This window comes from Ruegeria sp. CDSA079 (genome assembly GCF_059612245.1).
In genome coordinates this window covers 262,645-287,483 of record NZ_JBXWQF010000001.1, presented here as the reverse complement: position 1 = coordinate 287,483, position 24,839 = coordinate 262,645, and the positions used below count along the sequence as shown (strand labels likewise).

Genomic DNA, 24,839 nt, shown 5'->3' with positions numbered 1-24,839 from the left:
TTATTGCCGCCTTAGCGTTGATTTTGTTCACTATTTTGAGAAAACACCGAAAAAGAAACCTGATCGGCGCTCAGGTTCTAGACAAAGATACTTTCAAAAAAATAATACCATTGTTTCCAATGGTTACACAAAGCGAGGTGTGAAAACCTAACCAATAGTTCTAGGATATCGGAGCCAATCTTGCACCATCAGGTTGTAAATATTCGAGATTTAAGTTACGATTAGACGTGTGTAATTAATTGATTAGTTAACGTCTTATATTCCAAATATCTCCTTTGAATTACTCAATTTCTGGTTACGCCTGTTTTGTAGGGGGCAATAATGAGTAAGTCTTGTTTGAAAGAAACTTCCAGTCAGAATATCTGTTCCGAAGAGTTATCGATCGTCTTTATTGGGAAAGAACTCTTCTATTCCAATCAAACACTCAGAAGTGTCCAGACCGAGTTCGGCGTGCGCGCAAAGCGGTTCGAAACGCTTGAGGCGATGAGCGACCAAGACCCGTCCGGAAGCAAGATCATCGTTGTCGACCAGATGATGATCGATGATCTGCTGTCGCGTCCCAAAGCCTATACCAAATGTACAGGTTCGGGCTGTCTGGCCATTGCCTACCGCAAAGAGGAACCGGCCCGGCGTCTGTTTCAGGGATGGGATCGCACGCAGTTGGGCGAGATCGGGTTTCTGCCGATGAACGTTGCACCAGATGCATGGCGCGCAATCCTCAGACTGTTGATGCATGAAGAGTTGTATTTGCCGAGCTTCCTGGCTGATTGCGTGGCCGTCACACAACAGCCCCCCTCGCCCAATGCGATACAGTCGCCACCGCCCGCGCCAAATGGCAGCGAGCTGCAGTCGCGTTACTCCAAGCTGACGCGCCGCGAGAAACAGGTGCTACAACTGGTCTCGCACGGCAAAAGCAACAAACTGATCGCAGCCAAGCTGGGGATCACCGAACATACGGTCAAGCTGCACATGCACAACGTCGTTGGCAAGATCGGTGTCAGCAACCGGACCGCTGCGGCTCATTTCTTTTTTGAGGTCGCGCCTCATGCGGCGCAGCTGTCCGCTCTTGACTGACACGTTCGAAACCCGGTTCGACCACCTGATCCTTTTGGTGGGCAGGTTGAACTATATGTGGACCAACACCGAAAGCCTGTTGATCCACCTGATTGCGGGCCTGACAGGGGCGTCCAAAGATGTGTCCGTCATAATCTTTCTGACACTGAACACCACCCGTGCGCGAATCGATCTGGTCGAACGGTTGGCCAAGATGGACGGACGACCGCCCCAGATCCGCGACCCGATCCTTGCACATACACAGCGCCTGACAAAGCTTTCGGGCATCCGTAACAAGTACAACCATTGTATCTATTCGTTCGACCCCGAAAGCGGAAACCCAAAGACCATCCTGATGCGGATCGCGGATCGCAAAACCGACATCAAACTCGGCCGCGCAGATACCGTAGATGACGAGGCACTGCGCGAGATAGAAAGTGTTGTCCAGAAGCTGTCGGCAGCAAACCGGGACATTTGGAAGCTGATCCAGGATCTGGGCTATCCGGTTTAAATAAGACGCCCAGAGTCCGCTTGAAGTGCCTGTGATTCTCGGTGATTTCGAGAAGGTGGTCTGGTGCGGGCGGTGGGACTCGAACCCACACGGGCATACGCCCTTCAGATTTTAAGTCTGATATGTCTACCATTCCATCACGCCCGCACGGCGCAGCCCTGTCAGGCCTTTCAGTTTCCTTACAATCACAACTGGATGAGAACAATGCGCTTTGACGCAAAAGCCGCGAATTGTGGCCGGAAGCCTAATCAATAGACAACCACACTCCTCAACCTGAAATGGGAGAGGCGCTGCCCCTCCCCGGTTTGAAACTGCTCACATGCCCAGCGCTTCTTTGTACATCTCCAGAACCGCCTCTTCCTCGGCGATGTCGTCCTTGTCCCGCTTGCGTAGTGCGACCACTTTCCGCAGTATCTTGGTGTCGTAACCCCGTGCCTTGGCCTCGGCCATGACTTCTTTTTGCTGCTCGGCCAAGTCTTTCTTTTCCGCATCCAGACGCTCGAACCGTTCGATGAACTGGCGCAGCTCGCCTGCAGTCACGCGATAGTTGGCGGCGGCCTGATCTTCGATGATGTCTTCCATATGCGTCTCTCCCAAAGGCTGAAAATCTGATGCAGGATGCCGGATACAATGCTGCCGCCCGGGTCGCAAGCACCCAATCCCCAGGGCGCACTTGTACGACCTGCCCTGATCCTTTAAGCGCGGGGTCGGTTCACGAGGAAATGTGGGGCATCATGTTCGAACTCATCACCTGGGGCGGTGCAGCCCTTTCTCTGGCTGGGCTCTGCGGTCTTGTCTGGTGTATTCTTCGTGTGATGAAAGCGCGCAAAGCCGGTCTGTCGGATGACGAATTACGCGCGGTTGTTCAGGGCGTGCTTCCCTGGAACCTAGCCTCATTGTTTTTGTCGGTTATTGGACTGATGATGGTCATCCTCGGGATATCCTTCGGATGACCGCCCGTTCAGATAGGTAAGTTATCGAATTGCGCTTCCATCGCGTCTTCGCACAACGCGGCGTCCAGTCGACGCAGGCGAGATGGCACAGGCATCCCCCGCCGCCGCATACGGTCAACAACTTTGCTCACACTCGGCTGAAGCGCCAAACGCGTATCCAAGCACGCGTTCCTGAGCTTTTGTTCAAGCTGCTCCGCTTCGGAATAAAGACCATTTGCTGTCATAATATCCTCCCAAGTGTTGCCAGTATTCCAGATATAGGTAACGGGAATGCGACCCGCAGATAATAACATAAACTTGTGCGAGAATTCGCCTGACATAAACGTAATTTCGGCAATTCGGCGCAGATGGGCTAAGGTTTAATCCATTTTAATCGAATCTGCCTTGATGCGCATCAAATTCAGATTGGCGGTTGCGTCACATTCCAATTAACATATATGATACTGGCAACCGCAACGGAGGACCTCATGACGCCCGAAGTGAAAGCGTTTTTCGACGATCAGACCTTTACTGTGTCCTACGTTGTTCACGAACCACAAGGACGCGCCTGCGCCATCATCGACAGCGTTTTGGATTTCGATCATGCCTCAGGGCGGACGGCAACAACGTCAGCGGATCAGATCATCGACTTTGTGCGCAGTCGCGAACTCAAGGTTGAGTGGATTCTGGAAAGCCATGTTCATGCCGATCACCTGTCTGCTGCCCCCTATGTGCAACAGGAACTGGGCGGCAAAATCGGGATCGGCGCTCAGATCGTCGCTGTACAGGACACGTTTGGCAAGGTTTTCAACGAAGGAACCGAATTCCAGAGGGATGGCAGCCAGTTCGACGCATTGTTCTCGGAAGGCGACAGCTTTCACATCGGCCAAATGCGCGGAGACGTGCTGCACACCCCGGGGCACACCCCAGCCTGCCTGACCTATGTCATTGGTGACGCGGCCTTTGTGGGCGACACGCTGTTCATGCCCGATTTTGGTACAGCGCGGTGTGACTTTCCCGGTGGTTCTTCGGCGACCCTGTATGAATCGATCCAGAAAATTCTGACGCTGCCAGATGAGACACGCATCTATGTAGGCCACGACTACAAGGCCCCTGGCCGCGAAGAATACGCGTGGGAAACGACGGTAGGCGAGCAAAAGGCGCTGAACGTCCATATTGGACAGGGGCGCAGCATCGAAGAGTTTGTGGAAATGCGCGACGCACGTGATGCGACCTTGGCAATGCCACGCCTGATCTTGCCCTCTTTGCAGGTCAATATGCGCGCAGGACAGATGCCCCCGGCAGATGAGGAAGGTGATGTCTTTCTGAAACTGCCGGTCAACAAACTCTGACGCGTGTTAGCAAAGGGAAAAACCTTATGAATATAGATTGGGTCTGGGGCCTGTGCGGCGGTCTACTGATTGGGCTGGGCGGAGCGGTTTACCTGCTTGGCAATGGCCGGATCATGGGCGCCAGCGGCATTCTGGGCGGCCTTGTTGACGGTAGCGCCCGAGATACGATGGCCGAGAAGTTGGCCTTTGTTGCCGGCCTGATCGGTATGCCAATTCTGCTGCGCCCGCTAATCGCGCCCGAGGTCCAAACGCATCTTACCAACAACCTGGGCCTTGTTGTCATAGCTGGTTTGCTGGTTGGCGTCGGCACGCGTATCGCCAATGGCTGCACATCTGGTCACGGAGTGTGCGGCATTTCACGGTTTTCTCTGCGCGGAATCGTGGCCACTGTCTTTTACATCCTTGCCGGAGGCGTGACCCTCGTTCTGCTGCGCCATATTTGGGGGCTGATCTGATGCGCCTTTTTGTTGCACTGATTGCCGGATCACTGTTCGGGGCCGGATTGCTCATCTCGGGCATGACCGACACGACAAAGGTTCAAGGTTGGCTGGATGTGTTTGGCCAATGGGACCCGACCCTGGCCTTTGTGATGGGCGGAGCCATCCTGCCGATGCTGATCGCATGGCGATTGACAATCGGGCGCAAGGCTTTGATCGGGGACGATTTTCCACCCCCTGCCCAATCCGAAGTGGATCGCAGGTTGGTTGTAGGATCGGTTCTGTTCGGGATGGGCTGGGGTCTGGTCGGACTGTGTCCCGGACCGGCCATGGCCTCGCTGAGTTATGGCGGGCTCGGCGGTCTGGTTTTTCTGGCCGCGATGATCGCAGGCATGTTCGCGGCCCCAATGCTGGGCGCGCAACTGGACAGAGCTGCAAACGCAGCCTAAGGAAATGGCATGGAGATTCGACCGATCACCCCCCGCTATGCCGTATCGCCGCAAATCACAGTTGAGGATGTGCCGGCGATAGCCGCTGCCGGTTTCGTCAAGGTGATCTGCAACCGGCCCAATGTTGAAGTACCTTCCATCATGCAGTCCGACGCAATCGGAGATGCCGTGCGTGCTGCTGGTATGGAGTATGAAGTGCTGGAACTGACCCATCAGACCATGTCGCCCGAGAATGTGAAGCGGCAACGCGATATGGCGGAAAGCTGCAGCGGTCCTGTGCTGGCCTATTGCGCATCGGGTACACGGTGTTCGGTCGTCTGGGCCTTGGGTCAATGCGACCACATGAGTCCGGATGACATCCTGAGCGCGACGACCGATGCCGGATACCAGTTGGAAGGTCTGCGCCCGGCTCTGGAGCAACTCCGCGGCACCTCCGGCTAGGCCCCTAGCCTTCCCCGCTTCCCGGTTCTTGTGTGTTCAGCCCGGCAAGGTGAGAGATTTCGGCAACCATCCGTTCTGAATCTTCAATCAACGGATTATCCGGCACGATCTCTGTGCCTTCTGGTATCGACGCAGGTGGCAAAATGTCCACGTTGTTGGTGATTGGCTCTTGCACATTGTCCTGCGGGCGAAGCCTTCCTCGGCTTTCAATGAATTCCTGTGCCTCGGCACCGCTGAGCGCAGGTAGGGCAGCATGTTCATTCAGACGCACGGCTCGTAAACCGCCGCATTGGCCCAGGCGACCGACTCCTGCCCGCGTGCGGTCAATTGTCAGAACCACCGTTCGATCCAGACGCGCCCCAGGCAAAGGCAGAACATCATCAATCCGCATCGCGGACAGCGCGGACAAAGGCAGGGTCATCCGGCACAAGGCTGCATTCAAGTCAGCCCGCACCACGCCCGAGGATTGCTCAATCCGTGGGTCGGAATGTTCCGGATCCTGCTCAGCCACCTCCAGCGCAGCGGATGTTTCGGGCAAAAAGACCGATATGTGCCCCTGCCGCACCCCATTTGCCAGATCGACGGTCAGATCATAGCTGCGGTACACCTCATGGGTCATGGCCAGAGACAACTCGCGCAGGTTTGCCGCGCGTGTCGAATATTCATGCCCGGCCAGACAAACCAGTTCGTCGGCCGTATCGATCAGGTCGGCAGATCGGGTCAGCGCCGCTTCGATCAGGGGTGCCGCCATAGCGGCATCCGTATCGGTAAAGACCCGTGGGGCCGGGTCGACAGGCATCACTTCGCCAATCGTTTGGGTCTGGACGATGGCGGACACCACATGCGGGTCCAGACACACCGCCGAGCGCCCTTCAACCGCTTCAAAAACCAACAACAGCCAGTCCTGACCAATCGTTTCGCCAAGATCTTCCGCCGATCGGCTGGATTGTTTAGCCCCGATCACCGCAAGCGGCAAGTTCAGGCGATCCCCCGCAGCCCGCGCGAACCCCAAACGCAACGCCCGCAAACCCGAGCGCGGTCGGTCGCCCAAATCCTTCTTCCCAACGGACAGTTTCCGCGCCAAAGCGGCATTGACGGTTTCTGACATGTCGCCTGATCACCAATTGTTCCAGCAATTGGCAACAGGTGTACACCGCCGGACGTTACGAAGTTCTTTATGACTGCGTCACTGCGCAGCCTGTCGATGGGCCAATGGCAGACTGACTCGAAATGCTGCCCCGCCCTGCCCCGGCAAATAGCTGATCTCACCCCCCAGCCGCTGCATGATCTCGCGGCAAATGGCCAGACCCAGTCCCGCCCCTCCGGCTTTGTCGCCGCCAACGCGCGCGAATTTCTCAAACACCATCGAGCGCGCACCGGGTGGAATGCCGCTACCATTATCGATGAAATCAATGATAATGCGCCCGCCGACGTCATATGCAGAAATGGTCAGGACGGGCTCTTCCGCGTCACAGTATTTTTGCGCGTTAGAGATCAGGTTGATGAATACCTGCCCCAACCTGTCCAGGTCCGTGTGCAAGACAATCCGCTCTGCTGCACGTGCGCGTCGCACGCTGATCTTGCTACCTGCCCCGGCCAGTGCGCTGGACACTGCGCGATCCAGAAGCGAACGCAAGCTATCATCGCTGATGTTGAGGTTGACCTGACCATTCTCCAGAACGCTCAAGTCCAACAGATCGTCCAGCAGACGGGTCAGGCGCAACGCTTCGTCATGGATGATCGTGGCGTATCTGGTCTGTTCGTCCCCGCTCAACCCCTCGGCGTCGCGCATGATCTCGGAAAACGCCCGGATCGAAGTCATGGGCGTGCGCAATTCGTGACTGACCTGACTTAGGAAGCTGTCTTTTTGCGCCGACACCTGCGTAAGTTTGGCATTTGCTTCACGCAGTTGCCGTGCCGTCCGGCTGAGTTCTGACGACTTCACCTCAAGCTGGCTGGAATACTCCAGCAGCTGAGCCGATTCATCGGCAACTGCCAACAGGTCTTCAACCGATACCGACGAGCCGCCTACGATCTGTCCGATCATCGCATGAGCTGTGGCCGTTCCAACCGACCCGCTCAACTCGCGCTCCAGACGGCCAAGGAATGCCGGTGTCGGCTCGGGCAGGTGCGAACGCCCTCCCTGTTTCTCGGCCTCGGCCTGAAAGAACTCCTGCGCGGGACCGGTGCCCAGAATACGTTGGGTCATGATCATCAGATCTTCGCTTTGCGCGACCGAGCCGGACCAGCCACGTGGCGCGACCGAATGATCGAAGACATTGACAAACTGCGCGCCCTGTAACCGCTCCAACGGGCTGGGAAAGCTTAACAATGAGGCCACGCAAAACGCGATTGTGTTCAGCAACAGCGACCACATCACGGAATGGACGATCGGATCGATTCCTTCGATCCCGAACAGAGCCTGCGGGCGCAGCCAGCCTAAGCCGAACAACCCGTCCTGCAGCACGGATTCTGGCATCGACGCACCACTCATGCCGGGCAACAAGAGAGTGTAAATCCACAGCACAAAGCCAACCGTCAGCCCCACCAGAGCCCCGGTTCGCGTGGCCCCGCGCCAAAACAGACCGCCGACCAAAGCGGGCAGAATTTGGGAAATCCCAGCAAAAGCGACCAACCCGATCGACGCCAGCGCCGCACCTCCGCCAGACAGGCGGTAGTAGAAATAGCCCAACGCCATCACAACGGCGATGGACACGCGACGCGCCATCAAAACGATATTGCGCACATCGCCCGAGACCGAGCCCGTGCCCTCTTGCGTGTTCAACCAAATGGGCATGACGACATGGTTCGATACCATCGTGGACAATGCCATGGCTGTTACGATGACCATTGAGGTTGCAGACGAAAATCCACCGATGAAAGACAGCATTGCCAGCCAGTCGTTGCCCTGCGACAGGGGTACTGTCAGAACGAAAAGGTCGGGATTGGCCCCTTCGGGTAAAAGGTCCAACCCCACAACTGCGATGGGAACGACAAACAAGCTCATCAAAAGCAGATAGAGAGGAAAAGCCCAGGCAGCGGTTCTCAGGTGGCTTTCATCATCATTCTCGACCACCATCACCTGAAACATACGCGGCAGACAGATAAAGGCCGCCGCCGACAGGAAAATGAAGGTCGTCCACCGCCCGGCATCAACATGCCACTGCCCGATCTCCGACGCGTCGATCCGCTCCATCATGGGCGCGATACCACCAGCGATGCCCCATACGACAAAAACGCCGACCGCGATTAACGCAAACAATTTGACGACGGCTTCTACCGCGATGGCCGTGACCACCCCGTGGTGGCGTTCATTCACGTCCAGATTTCGCGTTCCGAAGAGGATGGCGAACACGGCCAAGCCAGCCGCAACCCAGAACACGCTGGACCCTTCGCGATACAGGCCCGATGGATCGGCTTCGGCGAAGATCGAGAAAGACAGCGTAATCGATTGTAGCTGTAGCGCAATGTAAGGCGTGCCGCCCAACACTGCCAGAATGGTAACGCAGACCGCCAGCGTGTTTGATTTGCCATAGCGAGACGACAGCAGGTCCGCGATAGAGGTCACTCTTTGACTGCGTCCCACACGCACCAATTTGCGCAGCCCCCACCACCAGCTGACCATGACCAGTGTAGGGCCAAGGTAGATCGTGACAAACTCCAACCCTGACCGCGCAGCGTTGCCCACGGCGCCGTAGAAGGTCCAAGCGGTGCAATAAATCGACAACGACAATGTGTAGATCAGCGGCGAGCGCAGCCATTTCCCACGCCCCGCCGCAGCCATGCGATCCGCAGCGAACGCAACGGCAAACAGAAAGACGACGTAGCCCAGACAAACCAGAATCAGAACGTTTATAGTGGCCATTACTCGGCCCCTGTATCAGGGTCCTCGGGCGTGCGCACGCGGCGCGCAACAAAGCCGAAGATCAGGCCAATCACGATCAGCGCACCCCAGCAGACGAAGATGTAAAATATTGCTGAGGACAAAGGCACGGCCGCATCACCGCTGGACCTATCCGGCCAAAGAAGCGGCAGCGCGAACAAGAGCGCCCCAAGAAACGGCAAAAGCCGGGCCGCATCGGTCAGCCTGCGACGGCGATAGCTTTGCCGTTCCAGAAAAAGCGAGGGTCTCACACTCGGCGGCTGACCTTTTTCGCTCTCGTCTGACATTACATTTGGGTCGCCTGAGCGTGAAGATCACGCACAGCCGTCAACACTTCGGCGTTGGAAAACGGTTTGGTCATAAAGCGGCTGACGCCTGCATTTTCCGCCATTTCCCGGTCGCGCGACTGCCCGCGCGCTGTCAGCATCAAGACCGGAAGGCTTGCAAGCTCTTCCATCTCTCTGAGATCGCGCAGAATATCCATGCCGCTTTTGCCCGGCAGCATGACGTCCAGAATAACCAGATCGGGCTGAGCCCCCTGTATAACCTGAAGCGCATCGGTGCCATCGCCATGAATCTCGACCTGCCAACCCTCGCGGGTCAACAGGAACCGGATTGCCTCGGCAATGTTCGGCTCGTCCTCGATCAGCAGAACCTTACGGCTCATATTTTCAATTCCTCCCAAGACCGGTCGCCCATCCCAAGGCCGGTCACAGCCAGATTAAGCGTTCTGTCAGGAAAGTGTCAAAAACCTTCGCTCAAAATCGACGGCTCGCGGCGTGCGGTGCAGGTATTGCTGGGACAGACCCGGCAGTTCGGCCCGACCTTTGTGACTGCTGCGTCGCCGGTTGTTTCCTGCACGGGGCGCACCAACATGACGGATCGATAGGCCGGATCCTGATCATATCCTGCTACCGTATGCGGCCAGGCATAGGCGAAACACTCGAACGTGGCCGAGGCCCGCCCAGTTTGTACAACGTGCTTGCGCACCGGAACCAATGGGCGGTTCAGAGCGGTAAATACTGGCCAAAGGGGGCAAGCCTCGCCATGTCTTGGCATGGCAAATCCCGAAACCGGCTTAAGGAACAAGATGCTGCCGGACGCATCGCACAACACCATGCCAACCGGTTCAGAAACGATACTTTCGGGCAAGAGTGCCATGCGCCGGAGGGCTGTCGCCATATCGACAGAAAAGTGACGTGCCAGGTCAATCGGGTCCGGGCCTTCGCCTTGAACAAATGAAGCAACTGCATCCAGTGGCATGGCTTGGGCATCAGCGCGGAGTGTTTCTAGCATATCACGCGCAACAGCCCGGGCCGCAGCAGTGTTGAGGTTGCCCAGATCAACTGAATCGACCTCACCCCCGTCCTCTAACTCTGGGAAAATGAAATCACGGGTCTGGAAGAACGCTTCAACCTCTTCCAACGGCACACCGCGCGGGTCGACCGCGGTATCGCTTTCGTCCAGAAACGTCACCAACGCCTTGGAACTGTCTGCCAACCGTTCGGCATCCTGATGCAGGTTTTTATGAAACCGTTCGCGCCATTCCGCTTCGATATCTTCGGTGTCAGCAAGAATCGCAGCCGTAGACCGAATCGCGGCTGCGGTTGACAGAACCTCGTGCATCGAGTCCGCAAGCTGGGGGTCATGGGTCAGCCGGTCCGACAGTATTTCGACATTGCGCTCCAACGAGACGACACGGCGATGCATCTGTGCCAGCACCCCCGCCCAACCGGGAAAGCGTCCGGCGAATTCTTCCAGACCATCCAACTCGGCCTGTTGGCCAACCGCATCCTCCGCCGCTTCGCGCAGCGCTGAAACCAAGGTGGCCTCGATCCCCTGCGTCAGCACAGAAGGTTCCACCGATAGCGCTGTGGCGATATCCACCAACAACTTGCCCCCAATCCGACGGCGATTGTGTTCGATCAGGTTGAGATAAGAGGCTGAAATCCCTGCCAAACGGGCCAATTCCGCTTGCCTGAGCCCTGCAATCTGCCGCCGCTCGCGTATACGGCTTCCAGTCAAAGTGTCACGCATGTTTGTATCCTCCTGACCAACGTCCAGCCGATCATCCAGGCATTATTTTCGAAACATACTATATATTTCTTCTACTTAGTCCAAAATTTTCAGGTTCAATTTACATCCTTTACATGATCAAAATGCACTCTTCGACAGCGCAGTACGTCATCATCGTGCAAGATATTGCTTCACCCCTTCTCTTCTGCGCGGTTTCCCGGCACGATACGTGAATGAGCGACCCTGCCTTTGAATATGCGCCTATCGGCCTTGTAGAGCTGGAAAATCGGATTATCCGGCGCTGTAATCTGCAATTCGCGCGCACGTTCGGCGGAGAAGAAGCGGACTATCGCAACATGCCACTGCTGCACCTCTATCCCTCGGTAGCTGATTGGGAACGGATCGGAGAGCGCAGCCTGCAGGTGATGCGCGACACCGGATATTACACCGATGAACGCGTCATGCGGCGGCGTGATGGCGATCTGTTCTGGTGCCGTGCTCGTGGCCGCTCACTCACCCCCGACGATCCGTTCCGGCACGGCATCTGGAGCTTTTCCGACATCTCGGAAGAACGGCCTTTAGTTGAGTTGACGGTACGTGAACGCGAAGTCGCCATCCTGTCCTGTCGCGGCTTGTCGGCCAAGGAAATCGGCGCTGAACTGGGGCTGAGTTTTCGCACGATCGAAGCCTATCGTGCCCGCTTGCTTGAAAAGTTCGGCGCGCGGAAGTTGTCTGAGTTGGTTGCGAAGCTGTCGGGAATGCCTCTGTGACCCGACCCACCCCATAATTTAAGCTGCAAACCTGTTTGTGATGGTGCGAGTCGGCGCTTTTCATGCAGGGCTGCTTGGCCTATAACCCTGCGTAATTTGATCAGAGCCCGCGAAAAAACAAACGGGCCAAAGGGGAACCGTCGAGGACACTCATGACAGATACCAAACACGAAGCGGATGTTGCATTCATCAAAGCTCTGGCAGAGTTGCTGCGCGAAAACGATCTGACCGAACTGCAGGTCAAGCGTGAATACGGCGAGGAGGACAGCCTGAATGTGCGGGTCAGCCGCATGACACAGACCGTCGCCGCTCCGGTTCAGGTCGCAGCGCCTGTTGCGGCACCGGCCCCGGCTGCTGCTCCTGCTGCGGTCGAGGCGCCCGCTGCACAGGAAGATCCGGCAAGCCATCCTGGCGCTGTGACATCGCCCATGGTCGGCACGGTGTACATGCAGCCAGAGCCTGGCGCACCTTCGTTCATCAGCGTTGGTGCCACGGTATCCGAAGGCGACACATTGCTGATCGTCGAAGCGATGAAGACTATGAACCACATCCATGCGCCTAAATCGGGTACGATCAAGCGGATTCTGGTTGGCGATGGCGACGCTGTGGAATTCGGCACCCCTCTGGTCATCATCGAGTAAGGCGGGCCCATGTTCGACAAGATTCTGATTGCCAACCGAGGCGAGATCGCCCTGCGCGTCATCCGCGCCGCGCGCGAGATGGGGATTAAGACGGTCGCCGTCCATTCCACCGCCGACAGCGACGCGATGCATGTGCGCATGGCGGACGAATCGGTGTGCATCGGCCCCCCGCCCTCGCCGCAAAGCTATCTGTCCGTACCAGCGATTATCTCGGCCTGTGAAATCACCGGCGCGCAGGCGATCCATCCCGGCTATGGCTTCCTTTCCGAGAATGCCGAATTCGTGCAGATCGTCGAAGACCACGGCCTTACCTTTATCGGTCCCACTGCGGAGCATATCCGCGTCATGGGCGACAAGATCACTGCCAAGGATACGATGAAAGCCTTGGGCGTGCCTTGCGTTCCCGGTTCCGACGGAGGCGTACCTGATCTGGCAACCGCCAAAAAGATCGGTGAGGAGTTCGGCTATCCTGTGATCATCAAGGCCACAGCCGGTGGCGGTGGTCGCGGCATGAAAGTCGCGCAGACCGCTGATGAGATGGAAAGCGCCTTCATGACTGCGCGGGCCGAGGGCAAAGCTGCCTTTGGCAATGACGAAGTTTATATCGAAAAATACCTGACCACGCCGCGCCATATCGAGATTCAGGTCTTTGGCGATGGCAAGGGCAAAGCTGTGCATCTTGGCGAACGTGACTGCTCGTTGCAGCGCCGCCATCAGAAGGTGTTCGAGGAAGCCCCCGGCCCCAGCATCTCCCCCGAAGAACGTGCTAAAATCGGGAAGATCTGCGCCGACGCCGTGGCCAAGATCGACTATATCGGCGCGGGTACCATCGAATTCCTCTATGAGAATGGTGATTTCTACTTCATCGAAATGAACACCCGTCTTCAGGTGGAACACCCTGTGACCGAAGGCATCTTTGGCGTCGATCTCGTGCGCGAGCAAATCCGCGTCGCCGCAGGCGAGGACATGTCATTCGGGCAGGACGACTTGGAAATCAACGGCCACGCCATTGAGGTTCGGATCAACGCAGAAAAACTGCCGAACTTCTCACCCTGCCCCGGTAAGATCACCGCGTATCACGCGCCGGGCGGTCTGGGCGTACGGATGGATTCGGCGCTTTATGATGGTTATTCCATCCCACCTTACTACGACTCGCTGATCGCCAAGCTGATCGTTCAGGGCCGCGACCGGACCGAAGCGCTGGCGCGTCTGGAGCGCGCGTTGGGAGAGTTGATCGTAGACGGCATCGACACCACAGTCCCTCTGTTCCACGCCCTGCTGCAGGAACCCGACCTGCAAAGCGGCAACTACAACATCCATTGGCTGGAGCGCTGGCTTGCGGAGAACATGGAACAGTAACCGCCAAGGACCGGAGGGCACTCGCCTTCCGGTTCCCGCTTACCCAAAATGAGCTTATCCGCCGAACTTCTGCTGCACGGGTACTCCATCGGCGTTTTTCCGATGGCCGAACATCGCGATGATCCCGAGCTGTTCTGGGTCGATCCAAAGTTGCGCGGCGTTTTCCCATTGGATGGGTTCCACATTTCCCGCAGCCTTTCTCGCCGCATCCGCAATAGCGGGTTGGAAATCACGATCAATCAGGACTTTTCTGGGGTCGTGGATGGCTGCGCCGACCGGTCCGACACCTGGATCAACGCCGAACTGCACGGCCTCTATCGCCAATTGCACCAGACAGGGTATGCCCATTCTCTTGAAGTCTGGGACGGCACTGCACTTGTAGGCGGTGTCTATGGCGTGACCTTGGGGGCAGCATTTTTCGGAGAAAGCATGTTTTCACGCCAAACCGATGCGTCGAAAATCGCCCTTGCCTATCTTGTGGACCGCTTGCGACAGACCGGGTTTCATCTGTTTGACACGCAGTTTCTGACCGCGCATCTGGCGTCTCTGGGCGCCATCGAAATCCCGCGCAGTGCTTACAAAAAGGAACTGGAAGAGGCTCTGAACCGCAGCGCCGAATTCACGGCGCCGATCCGTCAGTCTGCTGCGGGGGTAATACAGCGGATCACCCAAACGTCGTAGCGTGCATGATCCAGTGCGTTCAATGCCGGGGACGTCGCAATCATCCAGCCGTCGAACAGTTGATCAGCCTTCCCGGTTTCCCAGATGGTCAGGTAAGCAAATGCGTCACCCGTCGGGTTGTCCACCGGAAAACGGCAATCTCCCAACGCAACATCCAAGCCAAAAATAGATTCGGTCTGACCGTTTTGCATTTCAACATCGACGGTCTGCCCATTGACCTTGTCCAGCCCGCGCAGCATGGCCCCCGGGCCAGATTGAACCTTTTGTTGCGCGGCAGCGCCTGTCGTTGCCAACAGCAGGGCAATCAAAGCAGCACGTATCATTCGCTGCCATCTCCGGCCACAAACTTGACCAAAAGTGAGATCAGGCTGACCGCACCTTGTGTATCTTCGATTTCGCCTCCGGGCTCGAAAAAGAACGGCGACCCGCCCGGCATGACCTCGACAAAGTTGCCCCCCAGCAACCCCTCGGATGAGATCACGATGGCACTGTCATCCGGCACGAGAATGCCGTCGGCAATGGTGAAGGTCGTGTCTGCACGATAAGTATCAGGGTTCAACGTAACGCCTGTAACGGTTCCAATCTTGACGCCCGCAAGCCGGACATCCGTCCCGACACCGACCCCTTCCAGCGACCTGAAGGACGCGCCAAGTTCATATCCGGCCGCCCCCTGTGACAGACCCGTCGATTGGCTGGCGTAAACGCCAAATGCCAACGCACCGGCCAACACGACGCCACCGACAACAATTTCGGTCCAATTATGGCTCGACATCTTCGCCTCGCTTATTCCGGGCTCCAGGCCTCATAATCCTTGCGCTCGACCGGTTCGGCCCGACGCAACGATCCTGCTGGCGAATAAGCCAGTGCGGTTCCGGTCAGGTTCTCCTGATGTGGCTTTTCCCAGGATTTATGCGGCAAAGGCTTGTCTGTCGGAGGCTCATCCCAAGTGCGGTGCAACCAGCCGTGCCATTCCGGATCAACTCGGCTGGCTTCGGCCTCGCCGTTGAAGATCACCCAGCGCCTGCTGTCATCCGCCGTGCGATAAAACACATTGCCTTCATTGTCTTCGCCCACTTTGACGCCTTTACGCGACGTGTAGATCTGCGTGTTCAAAGTTGACCCGTTCCACCAGGTCACGGCTCGCAAAAGACTGTTCAGGATTCCCATCGGGTGCCTCCGGCATTTCGGTCGAGAAAAGGTATGGACCAAAGGCTCGCCAAGGTCCAGTGCCACAGGGGATACCTGCGTCACTCCGGCAGAAACGCGGTCACTTCAATCTCGATCCTGTATTTCGGATCGATCAGGCCACATTCAATCATCGTCGCAGCCGGAGGATTTGCGCCGAAGGTCTCGGCCAGGATCGGCCAGCAAGGCTCAAATTCCGTGCGATCCGGCAGCATATACGTCACGCGCACAACATTTTGAAAACCTGCTCCGGCCTTTTGCAGAGCGGCTTCAATGTTGCTCAACGCGGAACGGCATTGCGCGACAATATCTTCGCCCTGCCCAACTGTGCCAGCCACATGAACCCAACCACCAGCGGATACTGCGCGGCAGTAACCCACTTTCGCTTCGAATTCACCACCGGATGAGATGCGCTGAATCGTCATGCTGCTTCCACTTTGTTGCTCGAAATCCGCAGACCGCCGTACCGAAAAAAGGTCCCTGCGTTCATCTGTTCAAAGAAACCGGGGGAATTGCTCGAAATACGGTGGGGGCAGCGCCCCCTACCATCTTGTCTCAAGCAGCAAACACAGCCGGACTTCTTATCCAGCCGATGCTGATTCCGGGGCCGCGTCCGCATAGATGAACAGAGGCTGCGACTCGGATATTACCGCCTCTTCGTTCACCACAACTTCGCTGATATTCTTCATGCCCGGCAGTTCGAACATGGTATCCAGCAGAATGTCTTCCAAGATCGACCGCAGGCCCCGTGCGCCGGTTTTACGCTCAATCGCCTTCTTGGAAATCGCTTTCAACGCATCATCCGTGAAGTCCAGTTCGACATCTTCCAACTCGAACAGGCGCTGATACTGCTTGACCAAGGCGTTCTTGGGCTTTGTCAGAATGGTGACCAGAGCATCTTCGTCCAAATCCTCCAGCGTTGCCAGAACCGGCAAACGTCCCACGAACTCTGGAATCAGACCGAATTTCAGCAGATCTTCTGGTTCCAGATCCTTGAAAATCTCGCCAACGCCACGATCGTCATTTTCGCGTACATCGGCGCCAAAACCCATGGCCGAGCCTTTGCCACGCTGCGCGATGATCTTATCCAGACCGGCAAAGGCGCCGCCGCAGATGAACAGGATATTGGTTGTATCCACTTGCAGGAATTCCTGCTGTGGATGCTTGCGCCCGCCCTGCGGCGGAACGCTGGCCACTGTGCCTTCCATCAGTTTCAGCAAGGCTTGCTGCACGCCCTCGCCCGACACGTCGCGCGTGATCGACGGGTTCTCGGACTTACGGGTGATCTTGTCGACTTCATCGATATAGACGATGCCGCGCTGCGCGCGTTCGACGTTATACTCACTGGCTTGAAGCAGCTTGAGGATGATGTTCTCGACATCTTCGCCCACATAGCCGGCTTCGGTCAGCGTGGTTGCGTCGGCCATGGTGAATGGCACGTCCAAAATGCGGGCCAAAGTCTGGGCCAACAAAGTCTTACCGCAACCGGTCGGACCGATCAGCAGTATGTTCGACTTCGCCAGTTCAATGTCGCTGCCGGCTTTCTGAGCATGGTTCAGGCGTTTGTAGTGGTTGTGAACCGCCACCGACAGAACCCGCTTGGCTGTGGCCTGGCCAATCACGTAATCGTCCAGAACCTCGCAAATATCCTTGGGCGTCGGAACACCGTCAGACGACTTCAGCCCACTTGCTTTGGTCTCTTCGCGGATGATGTCCATGCACAGTTCGACACATTCATCACAGATGAACACGGTCGGGCCTGCGATCAGTTTTCGCACCTCGTGCTGGCTTTTCCCGCAGAAACTGCAGTAGAGCGTGTTTTTCCCGTCGCCGCCTGAATTCGTCGCCATGATCTACCTTTCGGGCTTCGTCTCTGCACCCCGGAAAGGATGCGCTTACGCCTGTTTGTGCAGCTTAGGCCAGCGCTCTGGCGGCTACAATCTCAAAATGACCCCCGCGCCGGTGGCGCGGAGTGTTGGACTCAGGCTTCTTCCGCATCCATTTTTGCGCGGTTTTCGACGATTTCGTCGATGTGACCCCAATCTTTCGCCTCTTCCGGGCTCATGAAATTGTCACGGTCCAGCGCCTTTTCAACCGCCTTTTTGGTCTGTCCGGTATGACGCACGTAAATGTCATACAGGCGATCCTTCAGCTTTTGCGTCTCGGCTGCGTGAATCATGATGTCACTGGCCTGGCCCTGATACCCGCCGCTGGGCTGGTGGACCATGATCCGGCTGTTGGGCAGCGAAAACCGCATTCCGTTCGCGCCACCGGCCAGCAAAACCGACCCCATCGAGGCCGCTTGACCGATCACCAATGTGGAACATTTCGGCTTGATGTACTGCATTGTGTCGTAAATCGACAAACCGCTCGTCACCACACCACCGGGCGAGTTGATGTAAATTGAGATTTCCTTGTTCGGGTTCTCAGCCTCAAGGTGCAACAGCTGCGCGACCACCAGATGACTCATGCCATCGTGAATCGGGCCGTTGATGAAGATGATCCGCTCTTTCAGCAGACGCGAAAAAATATCGTAAGCGCGTTCGCCCCGGCTGGTCTGCTCGACGACCATTGGGACAAGCGTATTCATATATGTATCTACTGGATCGAACATTAGGAACCTGCCTGCTTTGCTTCGGATCGGGACACTATCCCAACAAGTATTACCCGAGTCTTAGTGTCGGCTCGGGGGGGCTGCAAGGGGGTGCAAGTGAGAACGCCGCAGGATTGTGGGCTGCGTCAGCCCCGGATACAATTGCCCTGATCCTTGGGTTTACGAGCGAGGGTCAATCGGCCATTCGGTTCCGAGTGTTTTGGTGAACAGGGGAAAAGCCCACTTGGATTCCCTTACACTCATCACAGTATTTTGATTTATACATATGGAACAAAATGACCAAAACATGTAAGGAATGGGATGCGCCACTCACGCGTGACAGAACAAAAACACGCCCGCTGAACGGGTTCGCAAGGAATATTATCGATGGCACTTCCCCAGCTGTCTCAGGACATATCCCCAGCAGATATGGACCGCATGGTCGAGAATGCGACGCGCGCGTCCAATTTTCTCAAGGCAATCAGCCATGAAGGTCGCCTTATGATCTTGTGTCACCTGGTGTCAGGTGAAAAATCTGTAACTGAACTGGAACAGCTGTTGTCCGCCCGGCAAGCCGCAGTATCACAGCAGTTGTCGCGCCTCAGGTTAGAAGGGCTGGTTGTTCCACGTCGTGAAGGGAAGGCCATCTATTATCGTTTGGCCGATGACCGCCCGCAGCGGATGCTTGAAGTTGTCTACGAGCTGTTCTGCACTGACGCCTCCTAAGTACTGGTTTCGCAAGCAGAAAGGTGTTACCGAGACATCATCGAGCACCAAGGAGACGAACATGATCCGTGTAATTTTGATTGGCCTGAGCCTGTTTGCCATCTCCGCCTGTGAGACCGCAAAAGGCGCAGGCAAAGACATTGAAAAGGCCGGAGACGCCATTCAGGGCGCTGCAACAGACGTGCAGGAAAACCTGTAAGCACTGCTCTTTGCGTGCACCACAGGCATCCAAGCAAATCAAATGTCTGGCGGTTGCGTCTGCGCAATCGTTCAGCGACCTCCGACCAAGCGGTCCCGGAGCTTCCCTGTCAATCACCAATTCGGGGCCCTTTTGCACGCGCAAAAGAGCCCCGATCCCGTTCAGCAGGGGTGAGTGGTAGCCTGTATGAAACCGTGAGCCGGCAATGGAAAAGGCGTCAGGTGCTCAGACGCGGTCTTTGCGTGTATCCTTGCGGATACGCCTGACGCCTTACCGGGTCGATGCACCCCAAGGGGCACCCCGATCCTTGTGCTACGACCCCCTCAGGGGCTGCAGCCGCCGCTTTAACCCCGAAAGGTTATTGCAGCACGCATCGGCTTTCTAAGAGGACGATCACCCTGACCGAACATTACGCTCGATTTCGGCTGATCCCAACGGTAAGTCTTTGAAGTTCTGAGAAAATACCAAGACCCCCTCGATCCCTCCAAACCTCTGGACCTTTGCGTCCCACCTTCGGTTCCGAAGACCCTAGGCAGTGACAGAACTGTTACACTCCGGCCCGCGTCCGACAAGAAAATAGCACTGCAGCATGAAAAATTGACGGGGATAAAGTGTTGATATCCGCCGGGACACTTCTGTGGATAATCCGAGAAAGCGCGGCATCGCGCAGGGTTGATCGGGGGCTTGTTCAAACGCGAGGCAACCACTCATTTTTCAACCAATGCTGCACGTGCAAACGCCTTCGCACGGCCAATTGAGCAAGAATCTCTGGGTTTATGCGGCCTTCAGACCTGGATTTTTCGAATCGTAAAGCCCGTGCGACTCACCGATCTGCTGCATCTATTTCACACCAGCGCCGCGGAACCGTGCGGATGGAACCGAGGCCGGATGGCACATACGTCACCACACGCGAAGCCGCGCTGAAGGTCCGCGAGATCAGATGACCCGGGCCGAGGAACGCCGCATTCCAACCCGAGGCGGTCTGGATCCTGTCGCGGGCGGTAAGCGTGCCACCCGGCCCACCTCCCTCCCTGGAGGAGACGATGGTTCCAATGTTGAGAAACGGTCCGACCCGATCGGCTAACCTACCATTCCGCCGCATCAGCAGTCGGGCGACGGTCCATACCCCTTACCGCCCGGACCGGGCCGGAACCGCTTCAGTTCACCTGACGTTCCAGAACGGTGCTATAGGTCGTTCCGTTCCGCAGGCTACGGAAATCGGCATAGATCTTGCCGTCTTCATACCGGGCATCGATCAGCGCGTTGGCCCCGATCACCAGCGGTGAGGTTTCAACGATGCCGATAGACCCCGAGCCATCGAGGCTGATGGTTCCGGTGGCCTCGTATTCATTCCATTCTGCATCGCCATCACGACGCCACTTGCTGGGCCCCCAAAAGACATTGTCTTCCTGCATCTGGACGTCGAGCATCCATTCGGCCTGATTGAACCGGGGTTCGTCGCCCTTGTAGTAATGGCTGGGCTGGACGGTCGTGTAGCTCCCCAACCATGTGCCACGCAGATCGGGCGTGGTTTCGGCCAGAGCGGCCGTTCCAAGGCTGAGGGTCGTGGCCAAAGCGGCTGCTCCGGCAGTCATGTATCTGGTCATGGGCTCTCTCCTTTTCGTCTGCAAAACAGATTGGGAGGGCGCACACGGGTTGCAACTCACCTAAGGGAAACTTCATGATTGATTAAGCGGAGGCTTAGACTTGGAACTCAGGCCCAGGCCAGAGCTGTCCCAACAATGACCAGCGCGATGCCGATCCCCTCGCGATACGAAAAGTTCTCGCCGAACAGGAAATACGAGGCAATGGCGATCAGCACCACCTCGGCCCCCAGAATGCCGATATAGATGATGCCCAACCGTTCGTTGCGCAGCGCGGCGAGTTCCAGCGTTGCGGCGGCCAGCAATGTAGCGACGATCAGAAGGGTCAGACCAACACCGGGGAGTTTCCACCAGAATTTCATCGAGATCATGGCAACGGAATAAAGACCCGCCGACCCGAGGGCGATGAGGGGGATCATGGATGTGGACATCTGCGCCTCCTGCCGAGGTTGCCGTTGGGTCAAGTGTAGCAGCTGGGGGCGGTCGGGGCTGTGAGGTTGGTCACAGTCGGTCAGAACACGATTGCGATGAGTTCGGCCAGCCCGATCAGGCCAAGCAACACATTCGACGTCAGGATCAGCCCCTTCATGTTGTGTGACATGACGCCCTTGGCAAAATTTGTCTGGGCAAAAGCTTCATCGAAATCACTGCGCAGGTTTTCGACGTCTTCCAGCGCGGTCTTTCCGGCGAGAATGCCGTAGGCGGCGGTTGCAATCACCAAAACGATCAGGACCAGCGAAATCCCTTCCGGGCCGAACCCGATGATCGCAGCGATGGCGATATAGGCAAAAATCGTCGTGCGCATGATGTGATAGTAATGGTCCAAACGGCCCTTGGTGATTTCGGAGCGCAGTTGAGCGTCCATGGCACTTCCCCCTTGGCAATTCGTTGTTTTCAATGAAGGGAGTGTATCACTCTTTGCGGGAATTCCGAAATTTGAACGTTCCTGCCCGGATAGTAAGGCGGACTTCAGCCCGCCCTACAAATTCAATGGCAGTGATAAGGTTTTGAGCCAGCGTGGCAGCACTGCCCCGGAGGTGAGTTTTTCCGGCACCCACCGCCATGTGCGAAAGCCGTCGTTGCGGTAAATGTAGTGATGATTGCCAATAGAACTAAATGACGCATTTGAAACTCCAGTTTTACTCGTAAATCAATACGTTAACAAAGGTTAACAGGTCAGAGCGCCACCAAAAGTATCATTTTGATATTCTCTTAAAAATTGCAAACATACATCACAGATAGCGACGTTGGATTATTAGAACTGAGGGCCGCGCCGACCCGAGGGGAGGCGCAAACGCGCCACCCGTTTTGCCGGAGGCAAACCTTTGGTTTGTTTCGCCGCAGGCGAACCTCTGGATCGACGGGCGGGTCATGCCGGAGGCATGCTTTCAGCATGACGCGGCCCGGCGTCGGCGCCGGGCGGGTGGGTTGATTTGACTGCGGCACAAAGCAAAAAATGGAAATAAGCTCTTGCTGCAGCTATTTTTTTCGCGCTCAATCAGCTGATTGAGACAGAACCTGTTTGAGCAAATACATGAGTGAACAATTTCCTTACAAAGGCACGGCTATGGAAGGATTGCTTCCAAAAGAGTTCGCTTATTGCCTGGGGCTCTATCTACAAACCTGCGCTCACATAGAACTTTGGGTAAGTGCGCTGATTGTTTGCCTTGAAGGATTGAAGCCAGAAAACAAAGACTGGTTTGATCGGTACTGCCAAGTTCGAAAGCTCCCTACAAAAGAACTCGTCAGAGAATTGAAAAAGTCTAGCGAACTCGCCAAAAACTTCGGATTCGATGAAGACTTGTCAGCGTTATCAGATTGGATAGCAAGGTTTGTTGGTAACCGACATATGGCCGCACATGGCGCTTTTTTCGGATCGCTGAACGGTTTCCTTCGTGTCGACTATGTGACGAACACTGGCTCGAGAAAGGATCCTATCTTCAAACGTTCAACAAGTGCCGTGACAAAAGAAAGTATTGACGAAGTACTAGCAGACGCAGATCGAATCTACCTCATCGTTCTTGGGATGGTTGGCCGTATCCAAGAAGATTTGCCAATTAGAGTGCATCGAGCGATCGTGCCGATAGTAGAGCACCCTAATTAGGAAACTCGGTCGCTCTCACGCTCCACCGTGTGGGCACGCAGTTGGCTGCGCCAACCGCTTTCGCCCACCCGCCGTAAAAATCGACAACCTTCAGCTGTCCATTTTTAAGGCGCTGATAAACGCCTCCTGCGGGATATCGACCTTCCCGAACTGGCGCATTTTCTTCTTACCCGCCTTCTGCTTGTCCAGCAGCTTGCGTTTCCGCGTGGCGTCGCCGCCGTAGCATTTCGCGGTCACGTCCTTGCGTAAGGCGGACAGGGTCTCGCGCGCGATGACCTTGCCTCCGATGGCGGCCTGGATCGGGATTTTGAACATGTGGCGCGGGATCAGGTCCTTGAGCTTTTCGCACATCGCCCGGCCCCGCATCTCGGCCCGGTCGCGATGAACCATGGTCGACAGCGCATCTACGGGCTCGTCATTCACCAGCACCGACATCTTGACCAGCGCGTCCTCGGTATAGCCGGTCATCTGATAATCAAACGAGGCATAGCCCTTGGTCACTGATTTCAGGCGGTCGTAGAAGTCAAAGACGACCTCGTTCAGCGGCAGGTCATAGACGACCATGGCGCGGCTGCCCGCATAGGTCAGGTCCATCTGGATGCCGCGGCGGTCCTGACACAGTTTCAGCACGTCGCCGAGGAATTCGTCGGGCACCAGAATGGTCGCCTTGATGCGCGGTTCCTCGATATGGTCGACCTTGGACGGGTCGGGCATGTCGGCGGGGTTGTGCAGCTCGATCATTTCGCCGTCTTTCATGTAGACGTGATAGATCACCGACGGCGCGGTGGTGATGAGCTCGATATCATATTCGCGTTCGATGCGGTCGCGGATGACCTCAAGGTGCAGCAGGCCAAGGAAACCGCAGCGGAAGCCAAAGCCCAGCGCGGCAGAGGTTTCCATTTCAAAGCTAAAGCTGGCGTCGTTCAGCGCCAGCTTGTCGATCGCGTCGCGCAGGTCTTCGAATTCGGCGGAGTCCACGGGGAACAGACCACAGAACACCACCGGCTGTGCGGGTTTGAAACCGTCCAGCGCGATTTCGGTCCCGTTGCGGTCATTGGTGATCGTGTCGCCCACACGGGTGTCGCGGACCTGTTTGATCGAGGCTGTCAGGAAGCCGATCTCACCGGGGCCGAGGCTGTCGACCATCTCCATCTCAGGCCGGAAAACGCCGACGCGATCGACATGGTGCAGGGTGTTGTTCGACATGAACTTGACCCGCATGCCCTTTTTCAGCGTACCGTCCATGATGCGGACCAGAACGATCACGCCGAGATAGGCGTCGTACCACGAATCCACCAACATCGCCTTGAGCGGCGCATCCAGAGTGCCTTTGGGGGCGGGCAGATGGGTCACAATGGATTCCAGCGTTTCGTGGATGCCCTGCCCCGTCTTGGCGCTGACCTGAATGGCGTCGGTCGCGTCGATGCCGATCACATCCTCGATTTGTTCGGCCACGCGGTCACAGTCGGACGCGGGCAAGTCGATCTTGTTGAGCACCGGCACGATCTCATGATCGGCGTCGATGGCCTGATAGACATTCGCCAGCGTCTGCGCCTCGACCCCTTGGGTGGAGTCCACGACCAGCAGAGAGCCCTCAACCGCGCGCATGGAGCGGCTGACCTCATAGGCGAAGTCCACGTGGCCGGGGGTGTCGATCAGGTTCAATACGTATTGCTCGCCATTGTCGGCGGTATAGTCGATGCGGACCGTGTTGGCCTTGATGGTGATGCCGCGCTCGCGCTCGATATCCATGCTGTCGAGCAGCTGTTCCTTCATGTCACGATCCTTGACCGTTCCGGTCTCTTGGATGAGTCGGTCAGCAAGGGTGGATTTGCCATGGTCGATATGCGCGACGATGGAGAAATTGCGGATATGAGCGAGGTCTGTCATGGATTGGGATATG

At 56.6% G+C, this 24,839-nt stretch carries 31 protein-coding genes and 1 tRNA gene; 14 read left to right on the top strand and 18 right to left on the bottom strand.

Annotated elements, in window-relative coordinates:
• The first annotated feature begins 321 nt into the window (after window positions 1-321).
• Complete coding sequence (locus AC2FJZ_RS01420) at window positions 322-1,074, top strand: response regulator transcription factor (protein ID WP_496775831.1); 753 nt, start codon at window positions 322-324, stop codon at window positions 1,072-1,074.
• The gene (locus tag AC2FJZ_RS01415; protein WP_496775830.1) at window positions 1,067-1,564 is read left to right on the top strand and encodes a hypothetical protein; all 498 of its coding nucleotides are present in this window, start codon (window positions 1,067-1,069) and stop codon (window positions 1,562-1,564) included. The genes AC2FJZ_RS01420 and AC2FJZ_RS01415 overlap by 8 nt, the downstream gene beginning before the upstream one ends.
• A 61-nt stretch (window positions 1,565-1,625) precedes the next feature.
• Here AC2FJZ_RS01415 and AC2FJZ_RS01410 read toward each other — a convergent pair.
• Window positions 1,626-1,711, bottom strand: a tRNA-Leu gene (locus tag AC2FJZ_RS01410).
• 168 nt (window positions 1,712-1,879) lie between these two features.
• Entirely contained in the window at window positions 1,880-2,146 is a 267-nt protein-coding gene (locus AC2FJZ_RS01405) for a DUF2312 domain-containing protein (RefSeq protein ID WP_050603271.1), read from the bottom strand.
• 152 nt (window positions 2,147-2,298) lie between these two features.
• On the opposite strand from AC2FJZ_RS01405, the gene AC2FJZ_RS01400 reads away from it, so the two are divergent.
• Complete coding sequence (locus AC2FJZ_RS01400; RefSeq protein ID WP_496775829.1) at window positions 2,299-2,517, top strand: hypothetical protein; 219 nt, start codon at window positions 2,299-2,301, stop codon at window positions 2,515-2,517.
• Window positions 2,518-2,525: 8 nt separating this feature from the next.
• Here AC2FJZ_RS01400 and AC2FJZ_RS01395 read toward each other — a convergent pair whose 3' ends face one another.
• Window positions 2,526-2,741: a hypothetical protein gene (locus AC2FJZ_RS01395; RefSeq protein WP_496775828.1), complete on the bottom strand. Its 216-nt coding sequence runs from the start codon at window positions 2,739-2,741 to the stop codon at window positions 2,526-2,528.
• Between the two features lie 243 nt (window positions 2,742-2,984).
• Here AC2FJZ_RS01395 and AC2FJZ_RS01390 point away from each other — a divergent pair, with 243 nt between their 5' ends.
• The 4 genes from AC2FJZ_RS01390 to AC2FJZ_RS01375 are packed head-to-tail and all read left to right on the top strand — an operon-like array spanning window position 2,985 to window position 5,175.
• Window positions 2,985-3,848: an MBL fold metallo-hydrolase gene (locus AC2FJZ_RS01390; RefSeq protein WP_496775827.1), complete on the top strand. Its 864-nt coding sequence runs from the start codon at window positions 2,985-2,987 to the stop codon at window positions 3,846-3,848.
• Between the two features lie 26 nt (window positions 3,849-3,874).
• Window positions 3,875-4,303 carry a YeeE/YedE family protein gene (locus tag AC2FJZ_RS01385; protein WP_050603269.1) on the top strand — a complete coding sequence of 143 codons (429 nt, stop codon included), beginning with the start codon at window positions 3,875-3,877 and terminating at the stop codon, window positions 4,301-4,303.
• Window positions 4,303-4,734, top strand: a complete 432-nt coding sequence (locus AC2FJZ_RS01380; protein WP_050603374.1) for a DUF6691 family protein — start codon at window positions 4,303-4,305, stop codon at window positions 4,732-4,734. The genes AC2FJZ_RS01385 and AC2FJZ_RS01380 overlap by 1 nt, the downstream gene beginning before the upstream one ends.
• Window positions 4,735-4,743: 9 nt before the next feature.
• Window positions 4,744-5,175 (top strand): protein tyrosine phosphatase family protein, encoded by a 432-nt coding sequence (locus AC2FJZ_RS01375; RefSeq protein ID WP_050603268.1) that lies wholly within the window; start codon window positions 4,744-4,746, stop codon window positions 5,173-5,175.
• Window positions 5,176-5,179: 4 nt separating this feature from the next.
• On the opposite strand, the gene AC2FJZ_RS01370 is transcribed toward AC2FJZ_RS01375, so the two are convergent.
• The 5 genes from AC2FJZ_RS01370 to AC2FJZ_RS01350 all read right to left on the bottom strand — a co-directional run bounded on the left by AC2FJZ_RS01370 (window position 5,180) and on the right by AC2FJZ_RS01350 (window position 11,095).
• Window positions 5,180-6,283, bottom strand: a complete 1,104-nt coding sequence (locus AC2FJZ_RS01370; protein WP_496775825.1) for a FliM/FliN family flagellar motor switch protein — start codon at window positions 6,281-6,283, stop codon at window positions 5,180-5,182.
• A 78-nt stretch (window positions 6,284-6,361) separates the two neighbouring features.
• The gene (locus AC2FJZ_RS01365) at window positions 6,362-9,040 is read right to left on the bottom strand and encodes an ATP-binding protein (RefSeq protein ID WP_496775823.1); all 2,679 of its coding nucleotides are present in this window, start codon (window positions 9,038-9,040) and stop codon (window positions 6,362-6,364) included.
• Complete coding sequence (locus AC2FJZ_RS01360; protein WP_496667442.1) at window positions 9,040-9,345, bottom strand: hypothetical protein; 306 nt, start codon at window positions 9,343-9,345, stop codon at window positions 9,040-9,042. The genes AC2FJZ_RS01365 and AC2FJZ_RS01360 overlap by 1 nt, the downstream gene beginning before the upstream one ends.
• Window positions 9,345-9,725, bottom strand: a complete 381-nt coding sequence (locus tag AC2FJZ_RS01355) for a response regulator transcription factor (protein ID WP_050603264.1) — start codon at window positions 9,723-9,725, stop codon at window positions 9,345-9,347. Before AC2FJZ_RS01355 ends, AC2FJZ_RS01360 begins: the two co-directional genes overlap by 1 nt.
• A 77-nt stretch (window positions 9,726-9,802) precedes the next feature.
• Window positions 9,803-11,095 carry a helix-turn-helix domain-containing protein gene (locus AC2FJZ_RS01350; RefSeq protein ID WP_496667443.1) on the bottom strand — a complete coding sequence of 431 codons (1,293 nt, stop codon included), beginning with the start codon at window positions 11,093-11,095 and terminating at the stop codon, window positions 9,803-9,805.
• 212 nt (window positions 11,096-11,307) lie between these two features.
• On the opposite strand from AC2FJZ_RS01350, the gene AC2FJZ_RS01345 reads away from it, so the two are divergent.
• The 4 genes from AC2FJZ_RS01345 to aat all read left to right on the top strand — a co-directional run bounded on the left by AC2FJZ_RS01345 (window position 11,308) and on the right by aat (window position 14,525).
• Window positions 11,308-11,844 carry a helix-turn-helix transcriptional regulator gene (locus AC2FJZ_RS01345; protein WP_496667444.1) on the top strand — a complete coding sequence of 179 codons (537 nt, stop codon included), beginning with the start codon at window positions 11,308-11,310 and terminating at the stop codon, window positions 11,842-11,844.
• Between the two features lie 152 nt (window positions 11,845-11,996).
• A complete protein-coding gene (gene accB / locus AC2FJZ_RS01340; protein ID WP_496667445.1) occupies window positions 11,997-12,485 on the top strand; it encodes an acetyl-CoA carboxylase biotin carboxyl carrier protein in 489 nt (162 codons plus the stop codon).
• 9 nt (window positions 12,486-12,494) lie between these two features.
• Window positions 12,495-13,844: an acetyl-CoA carboxylase biotin carboxylase subunit gene (gene accC, locus AC2FJZ_RS01335; RefSeq protein ID WP_496775821.1), complete on the top strand. Its 1,350-nt coding sequence runs from the start codon at window positions 12,495-12,497 to the stop codon at window positions 13,842-13,844.
• Between the two features lie 48 nt (window positions 13,845-13,892).
• On the top strand, window positions 13,893-14,525 hold the full coding sequence (aat, locus tag AC2FJZ_RS01330) for a leucyl/phenylalanyl-tRNA--protein transferase (RefSeq protein WP_496775819.1): 633 nt from the start codon (window positions 13,893-13,895) through the stop codon (window positions 14,523-14,525).
• On the opposite strand, the gene AC2FJZ_RS01325 is transcribed toward aat, so the two are convergent.
• From AC2FJZ_RS01325 to AC2FJZ_RS01300, 6 genes are all read right to left on the bottom strand, one after another.
• On the bottom strand, window positions 14,480-14,848 hold the full coding sequence (locus AC2FJZ_RS01325; protein ID WP_496667448.1) for a DUF2155 domain-containing protein: 369 nt from the start codon (window positions 14,846-14,848) through the stop codon (window positions 14,480-14,482). The two genes, aat and AC2FJZ_RS01325, sit on opposite strands and share 46 nt — an antisense overlap.
• Window positions 14,845-15,297 (bottom strand): outer membrane lipid asymmetry maintenance protein MlaD, encoded by a 453-nt coding sequence (gene mlaD / locus AC2FJZ_RS01320; protein ID WP_496667449.1) that lies wholly within the window; start codon window positions 15,295-15,297, stop codon window positions 14,845-14,847. Before mlaD ends, AC2FJZ_RS01325 begins: the two co-directional genes overlap by 4 nt.
• Before the next feature lie 11 nt (window positions 15,298-15,308).
• The gene (locus AC2FJZ_RS01315) at window positions 15,309-15,692 is read right to left on the bottom strand and encodes an NADH:ubiquinone oxidoreductase subunit NDUFA12 (RefSeq protein WP_050603256.1); all 384 of its coding nucleotides are present in this window, start codon (window positions 15,690-15,692) and stop codon (window positions 15,309-15,311) included.
• An 80-nt stretch (window positions 15,693-15,772) separates the two neighbouring features.
• The gene (locus AC2FJZ_RS01310) at window positions 15,773-16,135 is read right to left on the bottom strand and encodes a RidA family protein (RefSeq protein WP_496667451.1); all 363 of its coding nucleotides are present in this window, start codon (window positions 16,133-16,135) and stop codon (window positions 15,773-15,775) included.
• Between the two features lie 156 nt (window positions 16,136-16,291).
• A complete protein-coding gene (clpX, locus tag AC2FJZ_RS01305; RefSeq protein ID WP_050603254.1) occupies window positions 16,292-17,560 on the bottom strand; it encodes an ATP-dependent Clp protease ATP-binding subunit ClpX in 1,269 nt (422 codons plus the stop codon).
• Between the two features lie 131 nt (window positions 17,561-17,691).
• Window positions 17,692-18,324 carry an ATP-dependent Clp protease proteolytic subunit gene (locus AC2FJZ_RS01300; RefSeq protein ID WP_496775817.1) on the bottom strand — a complete coding sequence of 211 codons (633 nt, stop codon included), beginning with the start codon at window positions 18,322-18,324 and terminating at the stop codon, window positions 17,692-17,694.
• Window positions 18,325-18,690: 366 nt separating this feature from the next.
• Here AC2FJZ_RS01300 and AC2FJZ_RS01295 point away from each other — a divergent pair, with 366 nt between their 5' ends.
• Window positions 18,691-19,029 carry an ArsR/SmtB family transcription factor gene (locus tag AC2FJZ_RS01295; RefSeq protein ID WP_496775816.1) on the top strand — a complete coding sequence of 113 codons (339 nt, stop codon included), beginning with the start codon at window positions 18,691-18,693 and terminating at the stop codon, window positions 19,027-19,029.
• A 61-nt stretch (window positions 19,030-19,090) separates the two neighbouring features.
• A complete protein-coding gene (locus AC2FJZ_RS01290) occupies window positions 19,091-19,228 on the top strand; it encodes an entericidin A/B family lipoprotein (protein WP_083445217.1) in 138 nt (45 codons plus the stop codon).
• Window positions 19,229-20,385: 1,157 nt separating this feature from the next.
• Here the strand turns inward: AC2FJZ_RS01290 and AC2FJZ_RS01285 are convergent.
• From AC2FJZ_RS01285 to AC2FJZ_RS01275, 3 genes are all read right to left on the bottom strand, one after another.
• Window positions 20,386-20,835: a hypothetical protein gene (locus AC2FJZ_RS01285; protein ID WP_496775815.1), complete on the bottom strand. Its 450-nt coding sequence runs from the start codon at window positions 20,833-20,835 to the stop codon at window positions 20,386-20,388.
• Between the two features lie 107 nt (window positions 20,836-20,942).
• Window positions 20,943-21,263, bottom strand: a complete 321-nt coding sequence (locus AC2FJZ_RS01280; protein WP_496775814.1) for a hypothetical protein — start codon at window positions 21,261-21,263, stop codon at window positions 20,943-20,945.
• Window positions 21,264-21,343: 80 nt separating this feature from the next.
• Window positions 21,344-21,697, bottom strand: a complete 354-nt coding sequence (locus AC2FJZ_RS01275; protein ID WP_496775813.1) for a hypothetical protein — start codon at window positions 21,695-21,697, stop codon at window positions 21,344-21,346.
• Window positions 21,698-22,366: 669 nt separating this feature from the next.
• Between AC2FJZ_RS01275 and AC2FJZ_RS01270 the strand changes: the two genes are divergently transcribed.
• Entirely contained in the window at window positions 22,367-22,936 is a 570-nt protein-coding gene (locus AC2FJZ_RS01270; RefSeq protein WP_496775812.1) for a hypothetical protein, read from the top strand.
• A 90-nt stretch (window positions 22,937-23,026) separates the two neighbouring features.
• Here the strand turns inward: AC2FJZ_RS01270 and lepA are convergent, their stop codons facing one another.
• Entirely contained in the window at window positions 23,027-24,826 is a 1,800-nt protein-coding gene (gene lepA / locus AC2FJZ_RS01265; RefSeq protein WP_496775811.1) for a translation elongation factor 4, read from the bottom strand.
• Between the last annotated feature and the right edge of the window lie 13 nt (window positions 24,827-24,839).